The sequence below is a fragment of the Halobacterium sp. R2-5 genome, assembly GCF_011734195.1.
Lineage (GTDB): Archaea > Halobacteriota > Halobacteria > Halobacteriales > Halobacteriaceae > Halobacterium.
On the sequence record NZ_JAANTH010000002.1, the window covers coordinates 195,320 to 207,917 of the forward strand.

A 12,598-nucleotide genomic window follows, 5' to 3' on the forward strand; every position below is an offset into this window, starting at 1 on the left:
CCGTCGCCTGAAGCATATGTGCGCTGGCCTCCAATCGACTGCTGTCGCGGAACGACGTCGCCCTCCGGGACACACGCCAATGACTACGCACCCAGATTCGGACGCACTCCCGCAGGAGACACGCATCGGCCGGACCGCGCTCCGCGTCGACGACCTCGAAGCGATGACCGAGTTCTACCGGGACGTCGTCGGCCTCGACGCGCTCCGCCGGTCCGACACCGTCGCCGTGCTCGGGGCCGGGGACGCGCCGCTGCTCGTCCTCGAAGGCGACGAGGACGCACCCGAGCGCCCCCAGTCGAGCGCGGGGCTGTTCCACAACGCGTTCAGAGTACCCTCGCGCGCGGCGCTCGGTGACGCGCTCGCCCGTATCCGGGACCGCTGGGAGCTCACCGGCGCGTCCGACCACGACGTCAGCGAGGCGCTGTACCTCCGCGACCCGGAGGGCAACGGCGTCGAAATCTACCGGGACTTCCCGCGCGAGGAGTGGCCCCGCGACGGCGACGGGACCGTGCGAATGGGGACGCATCCCCTCGACCTCGAACCGCTGGCAGCCGCCGCTGCGGGCGACTCGACGGTTCCCGCCGGAACGGACGTGGGCCACGTTCACCTCGAAGCGGCCTCGATGGCGGCGTTCCGGGACTTCTACGTGGACACCGTCGGGTTCGACGTGCAGGTAGACATGCCGGCCGCGCTGTTCACGTCCGCCGGCGGCTACCACCACCACGTCGCCGCGAACACGTGGAACCGCCGGGCAGAGCCGGCCGGCGGCAGGGGTCTGTCGTGGTTCGAACTGCTCGTCCCCGACGCCGCGGCGCTCGACGCGGTTCGAGACCGAATCGCGGACGGCCAGTACGCGGTCACCGACGCGGACGACGGGTTCGCCGTCGCGGGGCCGGACGGAATCGAGGTCCGATTCAGCGTCGACGCGTAGCTGTCGGGTCGAGGGCTCCGGGAGAGAGCAGCCGCGTCGAAAACAGCTTACTCCGCGAGCGGCAGGTTGTAGCTCGTCTCGCGTTCGATTACTGCGTCCCACGTCGCCTCGCACTCGCAGGACACTTCCGAGAATACGGACGGGTCCTGCCGGAGGTCGAAGTCCTTGATCGCCTCCTGCACGAGGTCGTCGCACTCGCCGCAGTTGTGCGGCCCGCGGTCGCTGCCGTGGCCCACGGGGTCGGAGACGACGATGGCGTCGGCGTCCGCGGTCGACTCCAGCACCTCGGCGACCGACCAGAGCCACGGCGGCCGGTAGCCGCCGCGGAAGTGCAGCTGGTCGACCATCGTGTACCGCTGGACGTTCGTCGGGTTCATCGACACCGTGTGGCAGCCGTCGACCTCCGCGCACTCCCGCACGGACTGCTTCATGTCCTCGACGGCCTCCGACTCCGAGAGGAACGGCGGCTTCATCAGCAGGTACGCCTTCACGCCCGCGTCGGCCTGCCGGGCCTCCTCGCAGGCCGCCTCGAAGTCGCTGAAGTCGAAGTACTTGTTCACGCAGTCGTGGCGCACGCGGTCCGTCGCGGTTTCGAGGCCGACCGCGACGTCCGTCTCCAGGCCGACCTCGGTGAAGTCCTCGATCTTCGCCCGCTCGACGAAGTCCGGCAGGCTCTCGACGACGATGCGCTCGCGGTCCGCGAACGCCTCCGCGATGGCCTGCCGGGTCTCTGCGGGCACCTCGCGCTCGTCGAGGAACGACCCGCTCGTGTAGATCTTCACGAGGCCGCTGGCCTCGTCGGCCTCCGCCTCCTCGTGTTCGAGGCAGGCGTCGATTTGCGCCATCAGGTCCTCGTGGGCGACCGTCCCGCCCTCCACGGACTCGGCGACGTACCCGCACATCGTACAGCCGCCCGCACGCGCCCACCGGCAGCCGCCGGTGTTGAGGATGATGGTGAGGCTCTGGTAGACGCCGTCCGGCGTGTTGTCCTCGTCCAGCCAGACCCGGGTCGGCTCGTCGGGCGCGTAGTCCTTGCTCCCCTTCTCCGCGCGCAGCTCCCGCATCACCTGGTTGTGGGCGTCCATCCCACGCCCCCGCTCGTAGACCTCCGCGCTCGGCTCGCTCATTGGGTAGTTGGAGTCGACGCGGGCGTAAAGCGGCTTCGTCTAGGCGTCGCGCTCGCAGGAATAGCACCGGGCTGGCGCCGATTCGCGGATCTCCGGGACGCCCTCAGAAGCCGAGGCGGCGCCGCCACGCCAGCAGCCGGGCGAACCCGGTCGCCCGCTGCTCCTCCTCGTCTTCGTCCTCGTCGGGCGTCGAGACGCTGATTCGCGAGCTGTGGCCGACAGTGGCGTCGATGGTCGTTGCGTGCTTCAGCATCTGTCTCCACGTCGGGGATTCGCGCTGATGTACTTCCCGGTGGCGGCCACGACGGACGCGGAACGAACCGCCGATAGCGTGGCGCGTCGAGAAGCGGCTGTCAGCTCGCGGTCCGCCACCGGACGGCCGCTCCCGCCGTCGCGCCTAGTAGATTGGCGAGCGCGTCGAGGAGACTGGCGGTCCGCCCGACTGTCGGCTGGACGAGTTCGACGGCCGCGCCGAACAGCGCGACGGCGAGCACGACTGCGGCGAGCGCTCGGAGCGCTCGCGCGCGTCTCGCGGCGGCGACGGCGAACGCGATAGTCGCGTAGCCGGCAGCGTGCAGGAGCTTGTCCGCGCCCGCGGGCAGCCCGCCGGCTGTCGAACCCGGGGCGAGCGATCCCGCGAGGACTGCGACGATTGCGGCGACCGCGACGACGCGCCAGCGCTGCGGGGTCACTCCTCGAACGCGGCGAGCGCGTCGGCGAGCGGGGGCGCGTCGAACCATTCGTCGCCCGTGTAGCGGTTCGCGCCGGCGGCGTACATGTCCGCCGTCGCCTGCACGATTTCCGCGGGGAGCGAGTCCGGCGACGCCTCGCAGAGGGACTTCCAGTCCGCGACGCCGCGGTCGTCGGCCTCCTGCTTGGCGTCGCCGACGGCCTCGACCCACTCGGGGTCGGTGCGTTTGTAGAACTGCCGCACGACTTCCTTGGAGACCTCGCGGCCGTCGTACGCGAAGCGGTTCTCGTCGAACGTCCCGACGACGTCCGCGACGCGCACCTCGCCGTCGACGTACAGGCACTCGATTTTGCCGTCCTCGTGCGTGAACCCGGCGTCCGCGGCGCGCTCGGTGACGACCTCGTTCACGCGGCGCGCGACGGCTTCCAGTTCCTCGATGCCCGCCTCGCCGGCGACCTCGTCGGCCTCCTCGCGGGAGAGGTAGCGGTCCCGCTCCTCGTACTTCGTGGAGAACTCCACCACGGGCTCGGGGAGGTCGACGGGCTCGTCGGGCCACTCGCCGAAGTCGAGGTCGAAGGCCGCGGGGTCGCGGCGCTTCCGCAGGCTCGACCCGACCGGGACGCTGTTCCGGAAGACGACTTCCAGCGGCACGAGGTAGTTCCCGTCCGCGTCGGCGTGGTAGGCGTCGTAGTCGTAGCCGCCGTGCGTGCCCGCGTCCTCGCCCACGAACGGGAGGTCGGGGACCTGCGTGAGCGCGATCGCCATCTCCGTCGGCGGCTCGTCGGCGTCAGCGAGCGCGACCGTCTCGCCCTCACTATCCCGAACACCGAGGTAGTGCGTCGGGACGCCCTCGGTTTCGAGGAGTTCGAAGTTGAACGCGCCCATCGTGCAGAGGCTCGCGCCCTTCCCCGGAATCAGGTCGGGCATCTCCCCCCAGTCGAAGACCGAGTAGCGGTCGCTGAACGCGAACACACCCCGGCCGAGCGACTCCCCGGTCGGCTCGGCCTCGACCCGGAAGTCCTTGACGCTCGTCATGGCTGTACGCGCGGCGCCGACCACAATGAATCTTTCACTCTCGTGCCCACAACCCCTACTCTTCGAGTGGAGATGTACACGTTCGCGTATTTCGAAGGTGGCCGCTGTGCCAGCCTTTTTGCTGGTGGCGGTGGTGGCTGACAGTATGACCGACGCCGCCAGTGAGTTCGACTACGACGTGGTCCCCGTCACCGACCAGTCGTTCGAGAACGCGCTGGCGAACGCCCGCGACGGCCGCCGGCTCTCCGTCGCGGACGGCATCGAGCTCATCACCACCGGCACAGACACGGAAGGAATCGACCCGCGGCGAAAGGAACTCGTCCTCGAGGCCGCCGACCGCCGCCGCGCCGAGGTCGTCGGCGACGAGGTGACCTTCGTCGCGAACGTCAACAACAACGTCACCACGGCCTGCAACACCGGCTGTCTGTTCTGCAACTTCAAGGACACCGCGCACAACTTCGAAGTCGACGCGCCCGACGACCACGCCGGCTTCACGAAGACGCCCGAGGAGTCCCACGACGTCGTGAAGGATGCCGTCGAGCGCGGCGTCTACGAGGTCACCTCCGTCTCGGGCCTCCACCCCGCGTTCGGCCTGAACGGCGAGCACCGCGAGGCCCTCGACCCCGAGAACCCCGAGCACAACTACAAGCCGCCCGAGCGGTACACCACCGACCCGCACACGTACGTCGAACAGATCGCGGCGATGAGCGACGCCGGCGCGCACGTCCACTCGATGACCCCCGAGGAAGCCCACCACGCCCAGCGCGGCGTCGACTGGGGGTACCGCGAGGTGTACGAGACGCTCGCGGACGCCGGCCTCGACACCGTCCCGGGGACGGCCGCCGAAATCCTCGTCGACGAAGTCCGCGAGGTCATCTGCCCCGGGAAGATCGACACCGGCGAGTGGGTCGCCGCGATGGAGGCCGCCGCCGACGCCGGCCTCCCGATGACCTCGACGATGATGTACGGCCACGTCGAAAACGCTGCCCACCGCGTCCGCCACCTCGACGTGATTCGGGACCTCCAGGACCGCACCGACAACATCACCGAGTTCGTCCCCCTATCCTTCGTTCACCAGGAGACGCCGCTGTATGACCGCGGCGTCGTCGAGACGGGCGCCAGCGACGCCGAGGACGAACTCCTCGTCGCGGTCGCGCGGCTCTACCTCGACAACGTCGAGCACATCCAGTCGTCGTGGGTGAAGTTCGGGAACGCGAAGGGGCTCAAGCTCCTGAACTGCGGCGCCGACGACTTCATGGGCACCATCCTCAGCGAGGAGATCACGAAGCGCGCGGGCGGCGGGCACGGCGAGTTCCGCTCGGTCGCCGACTACGCGGACATGATTTCGGCTATCGGTCGCACGCCGGTCGAGCGCTCGACGGACTACGCGCAGCGCCGCGTCGTCGACCCGGACGCCGACTCCCCGGGACCGCGCCTCGGCCCGCAGGCCGACGGCACGCCGCTGCTTCCCGACGCCGACGGCGACGGTACGCGCGGCGCCGCGAGCGCCGACGACTGATGGCAGGAGGTACCCGACCGTGATGGCGACCACCCACGCCGCGATGGGCGTGCTGCTCGCGACGCCGCTGCTGTGGGTCGCGCCCGAGTACGCGGTGCCCGCCGCGCTCGGCGCGCTCGCCGGCGGCGTGTTCCCGGACCTCGACCTGGGCGTGCTCGAACACCGCAAGACCCTGCACTACCCCGAGCACTACTGGCCGCTCGCCGCCGCCGCGTTCGGCGCCGCCGTAGCCGCCACGGCGCCGCTCACCGTCGCTGCCGCGTTCTTCTTCCTGTCGGCGGCCGTCCACTCCGTCACCGACGCGCTCGGCGGCGGCCTCGGTAAGCGGCCGTGGATCGAAGACGACCACCGCGGCGTCTACTCGCACTGCCGCGACCGGTGGGTCCGCCCGCGGCGCTGGATCCGCTACGACGGCGCGCCCGAGGACCTCGCGGCAGCCGCCGTGCTCTCCGCCCCGGGGCTGGCGCTGTACGGCGGGCTCGTGCGCCGGCTCACGCTCGCGATGCTCGCGGTGTCGGTCGTCTACACGCTCGCCAGAAAGCGGCTCCCCGACCTCGACCCGACCTGACTACGGCCGCGGCGCCGTACCGTCGAGCACCGACTGGAACCGCTCGCCGTCCGCGACGGCGCGTCCGACGCGCTCGGAGACCCACTCGTTCTCGTCGCCGTCGTCCGGGAGGAAGCGCTCGTAGACCGGGAGGCGCTCGCGCAGCGGGACGCCGCCGTGCTCGGCGATGTCTTCGAGTTCGCGGAGCGCCGGCCACGCGTAGTCGGGGTTGATGTGGTCTCTCGTCACCGGGGAGACGCCGCCGAGGTCCTCGACGCCGCAGTCGAGGAGTGCGCGGGCGTCCACGAGGTTCGGCGGCACCTGCACGGCGATGTCGTCGGGGAGGACGGCCCGCGCCATCGCTACCACCCGCCGCATCGTCTCTCTGTCGGGTGGTTCCTCCGTCCAGCGCTCGTTCGGGCTGACGGGCTGGACGATGACCTCCTGGACGTGGCCGTGGCGCTCGTGGAGGTCCCGAATCGCGAGCAGGCTGTCCGCGCGGTCGGCCCACCCCTCGCCGATGCCGACGAGGACGCCAGTGGTGAACGGCACGCCGAGTTCGCCCGCCACGTCGATGGTGTGCAGGCGCTGTCCGGGGTTCTTCGCGCGCGGGCCGCCGTGGGCCCGCACGTCAGCTGTCGTCTCCAGCATCACGCCCATCGAGGCGTTCACGTCCGCGACGCGGCCCAGCTGCTCGCGGGTCTGGTCGCCCGGGTTCGCGTGCGGCAGCAGCCCCTCCTCTAAGGCGATCTCGCAGGCGCGCCGGAGGTAGTCGTGGATGGAGTCGAACCCCCACTCCGCGAGCTGGTCGTGGACCGCGGTGTAGCGGTCGTCGGGGTCGTCGCCGAACGTGAACAGCGCCTCCGTGCAGCCAGCGTCCGCGCCCCGACGGCACGTCTCCCGGACCGCTTCGGGACTCAGCAGTTCGGCTTCCCCGGGCGGGTCGTAGTACGTGCAGTACGTGCACGTGTACCGGCAGGCCGTCGTCAGCGGCACGAAGACGTTCCGCGCGAACGTCAGCTCCTCGGCGGGGTCGACGTCTTCGGGGTGGACCGCCAGCGCAGCCTCCCGGTCGGCGTCCCGGATCTCGACGTCCACGCCGTACTCCTCGACGCCCGGAATCGAGCTCACGGCCCCACCTCTCCGTCCTCGGCCGGCTCCGTGACCCCGTACGCACCGAAGTTCCGCGCGACGAACGTCGCGTACCCCGCCAGCGACGCCGCCGACACCACCACGAGCTCCCGGAGGCTGCTCGCGTCCGGCGAGAGGAGCACGTAACTGCCGGCGAATCCGACGAGAGCGCCGACGGCCGCCGCCAGCACCGCGTCCGCCGCGAGCCCGGCGGTCGACCGCTCGCGGAGCGCCGCCGTGCGGTCGTGGTTGCTCAGCGGCGTGTACGCGTCCGCGAGCGCGAGCACCGGCGGCAGCACCGCACCCACCGCCGTCGGGAACGCCACCCAGTACGGCACGCCGGCGGCCGCCAGCGCCGCCAGCACCCCCTGGAACAGCGCCGCCGCGAGCACCGCCAGCCCGAGCAGCGCCGCGGTCGCTCGCGCCAGTCGCTTCAGTTCCATACCAGTGCGGTCGGCTGGCCCGCGCTTAGGCGTTGGGTTCGCTAGGCACGGACTACCTCGGGCGCGCCGCCCTCGACGACCACGCGGAACCCCGCGTCGCGGAGCCAGTCGGCGGCCGCGCTCGCGCTGCTCGCGGGTCGTTCCTCCCCGTCTTCTCGCGGGCTCCGCCCGCTCGAACGGTCCGAGGGACCCTGTCCCTCGCTACTCGCTCGGTCCGCGGCCTCCCGTCGGTCGGCCGCGCTGTCCCCGTGCACGAGCACGTCGAGGAGGTCGGCGCGCTCGTCGACGTCGATTGCGAGCCGGAACGAGTCGACTGTCTCGACGGACGCGCCCACGTCCTCCGCGGCGGCGACGTGGTCGAGGAAGGACGTGCCGTGGTAGTCGACGCGAAAATCAGCGTCCCGGACGACCAGGGCGTTCGTCCCGCCGCCCCGCCCGGGCGCGATGGCGACGTCGGCGTCGGACTCGAACAGCCGCGAGACCGCTTCTGGGGTCGCGAGCGCGAGGTCCGCCATCACGACGGCCGCTGGCAGTTCACCGAGCGCGTCGTTCACCGCGTCGGTCAGCGACCGGTCGTCGACCGTCACGGGCGCGTCGACGTCGACGGGCGCGCTCGCCAGCACGGTCGGCGCGCCGCCGGCGCCGCGGACGGCGTCGAGGACGTCGGACAGCATCGCCGCCGCGAACTCGCGCCGCTCGTCGGCGGACAACAGAGAAGCGAGCCGCGTGTTCGGGTTCGTCGCGTCGAACGGGACGAGGGTCCGCATTCCTCAGCCGAGCTTGTCGTGGGTGTCCCGCTGCTGGAGGTACCAGTAGACGCCGCCCGCGATCAGCAGCAGGACGACCAGCGCCGCCGCGACCATCATGATGAGGTCGGTGCGCTCGGCCGACGAGGCGGCGTCGTTGGCGGTCGACTCGGCCTCCTCGGCGTTGCTGATGGCCTGCTCGAAGTTGCCGCTGTTGTAGAACTCGACGGCGTCGTCGAGGTCGCCCTCGGCGCCGCTGACGCTCGCGCCGCTGGACTGCGCCGACTCGATGGCGGACTCAGCGTCGCTGATGGCAGTGCGGGCCTCGTCGCTGGCCTGCGTGTACGGCCGCGTCTCGTAGGTCGTTAGCGTCGTCGACGTGCCGCCCTCCTGGACCTGCGCGAACGACGCGAGCGTCATCGACTGCGCGGGGTCGTAGGAGTACGACTCCACAGCCGGCACGGTGCCTTCGAGTCGCACCGTGACGCTGTTGACGTCCTCACTCGCGTCGATAGACTGCTCGAATTGCTGGCCGTTGTACGTCAGCCGGTCGATCTGGGCGCCGGTCTGGTCGTACAGCGTGACCGTCCACGAGACGCCCGTGAGTTCGGTCTCCCCTTGCAGCGTCCACTGGTCGTAGTCCGTGTAGAGGTCCGTAACCTCGTAACTGAGGTCCTTGCTGGCGTCGACTTCGACGCTGTCCGGGTTGTCGCCGCTGACCGAGACGGCCGCGGCTGGCACGGCCACGGTGGCGAGCACGACGACGAGAGCGACCGCTAGTTTAGAACAGCGGTTCAAGTTCATCGTCGTCGTCTTCCACCAGGTCCTGCAAGTTCTCTTCGCTTTCGTCGCGGATGTCGTCGATGTTCTCCTGCGCCTCGATGGCGACTTCCTGCAGCTCCTTGACCCGGGGGACGTTGTTCACGCCCGACAGCAGGACGACGGAGGCGACCTGCTGGGAGTTCGGGACCGGGTAGTCGCCGCCCCGGACCTCCATCGAGCCGGTCTGCTCCTCGAGCCACTTCCGCCCGCGCTCGATGCCCTTCCGGTTGAGGAACTTCGGCGGGCCGGCGGTGACCAGCAGCGCGCGCTCGGTGCCCTCGATCTCACAGGGGAGCGTGAGACGGCCGAGCGCCGCCTTCCGGACGAGGCTCGTGATGCGGTTCGTGGTGGACGCGGAGTCCTCCATGGCGTCGTCGTCGCCCGTGAACCGCGACAGCAGGCCGCTGCCGGAGGTGTCGTTCTCGACGGTCTCGGAGGCGTAGCCGACCGTGGAGACGCCGCCGCCGGCGAGCGTGTTGATGATCTCGCTGGAGTCGACGACGGACTCGGCGACGTCGCCGCCCTGCTCGACCTCGCCGGCGCCGAAGAGGATGCCGAAGCGGGTGACGATCTCCTCGTTGATCTCGTCGTAGCCGCCCTGCACTGACTCGCCGGACTTCCGCCAGGCGTCGTTGTCGAAGACGAGGAGGTTGTCGACCTCGCGGACGAACGTCTGGAACGACCGCGCGGCGTTCAGCGTGTAGATGCCGCCCTCGTCGCTGCCGGGCAGCACGCCCAGGCCGTAGACGGGTTCGGTGTAGATGCGCTTGAGGTGTTTGGCGATGACCGGGGAGCCGCCGGAGCCCGTACCGCCGCCGAGCCCGGAGATGACGAGGAACGCGTCGACCTCGTGGACCGGGATGGAGTCGATTGCGCCCTGCACCTCGTCGATGTCCTCCTCGGCGATCTCCGCGCCGAGCTCGTTGTCGGCGCCGACGCCGTGCCCCTTCACTCGGGACTGCCCGATGAGGACGCGATTCTCCTGCGGAACGTGCTCCAGACCCATGAGGTCGGCTTTGGCGGTGTTGACGGCGACCGCGGCACGCACGATGTTGGAGTCGTGCCGCTTGTCGTACTCGAGGAACTTGTCGAGTATTTTACCGCCCGCCTGGCCGAACCCGATCATTGCCAGTTTCATACGGAACCCTTTGCACAGTTAGAGTAGAAACGAGGGTATAAGGCTTTTGCAGACGCGTGTCGGACGGTTCAGCGTCGTTACCCGTTTTCGCAGCGCGGCCCCGCAGTCGGCCGTTATGCACTGGTTACTCGGGCGGGAAGTGGGCTCGGGCTACTTACGTCTGGTGCGTCGTGTACGATAGATTACTGTTCAGCTCCGGGCGCCGAGGTACGCCGTCAGCGACGTCAGCTCCGAGGGGTCGACGCCGAACGCCTCGACGTCGTTGTCGGCGACGGTGTTGTCGAACTTCAGCGACCGGTACTGGTCGGTGCCGAACGGCACGAACGGCAGCGGGTCCGCGAGCCGCATCCCGACGCCGGCCAACGGCATCGGCACCGAGAGCACGCGCACGGACTTCCCCTCTGCTCGGTAGACCAGCCGCGTCACGTCGCCCAGCGTCAGCACCTCGGGTCCGCCGAGTTCGTACGTCTCCCCCCAGTGGTTGTCGTCTCCCACGGCGTCCGCGAGCATCCCTACGAGGTCCTCGACCCAGATGGGCTGGAACTTCGTTCGGCCGCCGCCCGGCAGCCCCGTGACGTACGGCGTCGTGAGCTGCTTCGTGAACGAGACGAACTCGCCGCCCTCTCCGAACACGACGGACGGCCGAACGATGGTGTACGACAGCTCGGAGTTCCGCACAACTTCCTCGGCGCGGCCCTTCGCGCGGATGTACGCCGTCGGCCCGTCCGGGTCGGCGCCGAGCGCGGACAGCTGGAGCACGTACTCCACGCCCGCGTCCTCGGCGGCCGAGACGACGTTCTCCGTGCCCCCGAGGTGGACCTCGTAGTGGCGTTCGTCGCCGCCCGTCGGCTTGAAAAGCGGCGACAGCGCCACCAGGTTCACGACCGCGTCCTGTCCCTCGACCGCGCTCCGGATGGAGTCCTCCGCTGTGACGTCCCCGACGTGGGTCGCCACGGACTCCGGCAGGTCGCCGTCCTCCGGGTGCCGCGACAGCGCGGTCACGTCGTGTCCGCGCTCGTCGAGTTCCCGGCAGAGGCACGTCCCGATGAATCCCGTTCCGCCCGTGACGAGTACGTCCATGGCCCCGAAGAGGGACGGGAGCGCCCTAAAAGTATGGCCGGGAGCGAGCGCGGCCGCGAGCGCCCCGAACCCGAAGCCGTTAGTACGCCCGTCGCCGTCTCTCCGACATGCTCGTCACGCTGGAGGGCATCGACGGCAGCGGCAAGACCACGGTCTGGGAGGCCCTGCGAGACGCCCGCGGCGACGGCTACACGTTCACCCGCGAGCCCACGAACTCGTGGTACGGCGACGCCGTCCGCCGGTCAATCGGGGAGGACGACGCCGACCCCGTCGCCGAGCTGTTCCTCTACACCGCCGACCACGCCGACCACCTCTCGCGAGTGATCGAGCCCGCGCTCGCGGACGGCGACGTCGTGGTCTCGGACCGCTACTCGGACTCCCGGTACGCCTACCAGGGCGTCGCCCTCGACGGCGTCGTCGACCGCCCGATGGAGTACGTCCGCGGCGTCCACCAGCCGTGGACGCGCCCGCCGGACCTCACGCTGTTCTTCGACGTCGACCCCGAGACCGGCGCCGCGCGCTCGGGTGCGACGAACAAGTTCGAGCAGGTGGAGTTCCTCTCCCGGGTCCGCGAGAACTACGAGCAGCTCGCCGAGTACGAGCCCGAGCGCTTCGTCCGCATCGACGCCACCAACTCCCCCGAGGAGGTGCTCGCGGACGCCGAGGACGTCCTCGACCGCGTGCTCGCCGACCAGCGCGATGCCTGACGACGACGACGGCTTCTCTCTGAAACTGCCGCCGATCCGCCTGCCGTCGCTGTTCCCCGAGAACTTCCGCGTGCTGTGGCCCGCGGCCGGCGACGGCCCCGACAGCCGTCCCTCGCCCTGGACTATCTTCGCGGCCCTGCTCCTCTTCGACGTCGCGGACGCCGCGCTCGCGCTCTTCGTCGACAGCGCCGCCGTCACGGTCGTTCGCGTGGTCGGCGGCGCGCTCGTCGCCGCGACCGCCTTCGGCACGCTCGGGACTGTCTACGTCTGGGAGGCGGTCGCGGCGCTCGCCGGCTTCGGAGACCTTACCGTCGTTCCGACGCTCACTGTGCTAGCACTCCTCCGGCTACTCCGGTAGCTCCTCTACTTCCTCGGGCGGGGGAATCCAGAACAGGTCGATGGACCACCCGAGGAAGAACGGGAACGCCCACGTCACGACGATGAGCCGGCCGGCGTCGTCGAACGCCCCAGCGCCGAGGCCGAGCGCGCCGAACGCCAGCGTCGTGACGACGTACACGAGCGGAATCAGCACCACGGTGTACAGCACCGACCCCCAGCGCGTCGACAGCGTGATGCGGAAGTAGCGGGCGCCCACGGCGGCGATAGCGGTGTGCACGAGGACGATGATGCCGACGCCCGCGGCGGTGACGGCCGAGACCATACCCGGGGGTTCGTCCCGGG

Annotated in this window: 15 protein-coding genes and 1 pseudogene; 5 read left to right on the forward strand and 11 right to left on the reverse strand. The window is 70.2% G+C overall.

Going from position 1 to position 12,598, the window contains the following annotated elements; all coding sequences use genetic code 11:
* The first annotated feature begins 79 nt into the window (after positions 1-79).
* Entirely contained in the window at positions 80-931 is an 852-nt protein-coding gene (locus G9C83_RS09565) for a VOC family protein (RefSeq protein ID WP_167245915.1), read from the forward strand.
* Positions 932-978: 47 nt separating this feature from the next.
* On the opposite strand, the gene G9C83_RS09570 is transcribed toward G9C83_RS09565, so the two are convergent.
* The 4 genes from G9C83_RS09570 to G9C83_RS09585 form a co-directional block, all read right to left on the reverse strand.
* Complete coding sequence (locus tag G9C83_RS09570; RefSeq protein ID WP_167245916.1) at positions 979-2,058, reverse strand: archaeosine biosynthesis radical SAM protein RaSEA; 1,080 nt, start codon at positions 2,056-2,058, stop codon at positions 979-981.
* A gap of 103 nt (positions 2,059-2,161) precedes the next feature.
* Positions 2,162-2,311, reverse strand: a complete 150-nt coding sequence (locus G9C83_RS09575) for a hypothetical protein (RefSeq protein WP_167245917.1) — start codon at positions 2,309-2,311, stop codon at positions 2,162-2,164.
* A gap of 100 nt (positions 2,312-2,411) precedes the next feature.
* A complete protein-coding gene (locus G9C83_RS09580; RefSeq protein ID WP_208288683.1) occupies positions 2,412-2,750 on the reverse strand; it encodes a VanZ family protein in 339 nt (112 codons plus the stop codon).
* Positions 2,747-3,784, reverse strand: a complete 1,038-nt coding sequence (locus G9C83_RS09585; RefSeq protein WP_167245919.1) for a phosphoribosylaminoimidazolesuccinocarboxamide synthase — start codon at positions 3,782-3,784, stop codon at positions 2,747-2,749. Before G9C83_RS09585 ends, G9C83_RS09580 begins: the two co-directional genes overlap by 4 nt.
* 145 nt (positions 3,785-3,929) lie before the next feature.
* On the opposite strand from G9C83_RS09585, the gene cofH reads away from it, so the two are divergent.
* The gene (gene cofH / locus G9C83_RS09590) at positions 3,930-5,303 is read left to right on the forward strand and encodes a 7,8-didemethyl-8-hydroxy-5-deazariboflavin synthase subunit CofH (protein WP_167245920.1); all 1,374 of its coding nucleotides are present in this window, start codon (positions 3,930-3,932) and stop codon (positions 5,301-5,303) included.
* A 19-nt stretch (positions 5,304-5,322) separates the two neighbouring features.
* Positions 5,323-5,871, forward strand: a complete 549-nt coding sequence (locus G9C83_RS09595; protein WP_167245921.1) for a metal-dependent hydrolase — start codon at positions 5,323-5,325, stop codon at positions 5,869-5,871.
* On the opposite strand, the gene cofG is transcribed toward G9C83_RS09595, so the two are convergent.
* The 6 genes and pseudogenes from cofG to G9C83_RS09625 all read right to left on the reverse strand — a co-directional run bounded on the left by cofG (position 5,872) and on the right by G9C83_RS09625 (position 11,210).
* Positions 5,872-6,981, reverse strand: coding sequence for a 7,8-didemethyl-8-hydroxy-5-deazariboflavin synthase subunit CofG (gene cofG / locus G9C83_RS09600; RefSeq protein WP_167245922.1), 1,110 nt, complete (start codon positions 6,979-6,981; stop codon positions 5,872-5,874).
* Complete coding sequence (locus tag G9C83_RS09605; RefSeq protein WP_167245923.1) at positions 6,978-7,424, reverse strand: hypothetical protein; 447 nt, start codon at positions 7,422-7,424, stop codon at positions 6,978-6,980. The genes cofG and G9C83_RS09605 overlap by 4 nt, the downstream gene beginning before the upstream one ends.
* Before the next feature lie 248 nt (positions 7,425-7,672).
* Positions 7,673-8,191 (reverse strand): annotated as a pseudogene (gene cofC / locus G9C83_RS09610) (2-phospho-L-lactate guanylyltransferase); the annotation flags it as partial.
* A 3-nt stretch (positions 8,192-8,194) separates the two neighbouring features.
* Positions 8,195-8,974: a hypothetical protein gene (locus tag G9C83_RS09615; protein ID WP_167245925.1), complete on the reverse strand. Its 780-nt coding sequence runs from the start codon at positions 8,972-8,974 to the stop codon at positions 8,195-8,197.
* Positions 8,952-10,130, reverse strand: a complete 1,179-nt coding sequence (locus G9C83_RS09620; RefSeq protein WP_167245926.1) for a tubulin/FtsZ family protein — start codon at positions 10,128-10,130, stop codon at positions 8,952-8,954. The genes G9C83_RS09615 and G9C83_RS09620 overlap by 23 nt, the downstream gene beginning before the upstream one ends.
* A gap of 189 nt (positions 10,131-10,319) precedes the next feature.
* Entirely contained in the window at positions 10,320-11,210 is an 891-nt protein-coding gene (locus G9C83_RS09625; protein WP_167245927.1) for a complex I NDUFA9 subunit family protein, read from the reverse strand.
* Positions 11,211-11,317: 107 nt separating this feature from the next.
* On the opposite strand from G9C83_RS09625, the gene tmk reads away from it, so the two are divergent.
* Positions 11,318-11,917 carry a dTMP kinase gene (tmk, locus tag G9C83_RS09630; protein WP_167245928.1) on the forward strand — a complete coding sequence of 200 codons (600 nt, stop codon included), beginning with the start codon at positions 11,318-11,320 and terminating at the stop codon, positions 11,915-11,917.
* On the forward strand, positions 11,910-12,275 hold the full coding sequence (locus tag G9C83_RS09635; RefSeq protein WP_167245929.1) for a hypothetical protein: 366 nt from the start codon (positions 11,910-11,912) through the stop codon (positions 12,273-12,275). The genes tmk and G9C83_RS09635 overlap by 8 nt, the downstream gene beginning before the upstream one ends.
* Here the strand turns inward: G9C83_RS09635 and G9C83_RS09640 are convergent.
* Positions 12,264-12,578, reverse strand: a complete 315-nt coding sequence (locus G9C83_RS09640) for a hypothetical protein (RefSeq protein WP_167245930.1) — start codon at positions 12,576-12,578, stop codon at positions 12,264-12,266. The two genes, G9C83_RS09635 and G9C83_RS09640, sit on opposite strands and share 12 nt — an antisense overlap.
* Positions 12,579-12,598 lie beyond the last annotated feature (20 nt).

Bases quoted from the DNA above. Each gene is read 5' to 3' on its own strand.
- G9C83_RS09565 (WP_167245915.1), top strand. From the start codon at position 80: ATGACTACGCACCCAGATTCGGACGCACTCCCGCAGGAGACACGCATC.
- G9C83_RS09570 (WP_167245916.1), bottom strand. From the start codon at position 2,058: ATGAGCGAGCCGAGCGCGGAGGTCTACGAGCGGGGGCGTGGGATGGAC.
- G9C83_RS09575 (WP_167245917.1), bottom strand. From the start codon at position 2,311: ATGCTGAAGCACGCAACGACCATCGACGCCACTGTCGGCCACAGCTCG.
- G9C83_RS09585 (WP_167245919.1), bottom strand. From the start codon at position 3,784: ATGACGAGCGTCAAGGACTTCCGGGTCGAGGCCGAGCCGACCGGGGAG.
- cofH (WP_167245920.1), top strand. From the start codon at position 3,930: ATGACCGACGCCGCCAGTGAGTTCGACTACGACGTGGTCCCCGTCACC.
- G9C83_RS09605 (WP_167245923.1), bottom strand. From the start codon at position 7,424: ATGGAACTGAAGCGACTGGCGCGAGCGACCGCGGCGCTGCTCGGGCTG.
- G9C83_RS09615 (WP_167245925.1), bottom strand. From the start codon at position 8,974: ATGAACTTGAACCGCTGTTCTAAACTAGCGGTCGCTCTCGTCGTCGTG.
- G9C83_RS09620 (WP_167245926.1), bottom strand. From the start codon at position 10,130: ATGAAACTGGCAATGATCGGGTTCGGCCAGGCGGGCGGTAAAATACTC.
- G9C83_RS09625 (WP_167245927.1), bottom strand. From the start codon at position 11,210: ATGGACGTACTCGTCACGGGCGGAACGGGATTCATCGGGACGTGCCTC.
- tmk (WP_167245928.1), top strand. From the start codon at position 11,318: ATGCTCGTCACGCTGGAGGGCATCGACGGCAGCGGCAAGACCACGGTC.
- G9C83_RS09635 (WP_167245929.1), top strand. From the start codon at position 11,910: ATGCCTGACGACGACGACGGCTTCTCTCTGAAACTGCCGCCGATCCGC.
- G9C83_RS09640 (WP_167245930.1), bottom strand. From the start codon at position 12,578: ATGGTCTCGGCCGTCACCGCCGCGGGCGTCGGCATCATCGTCCTCGTG.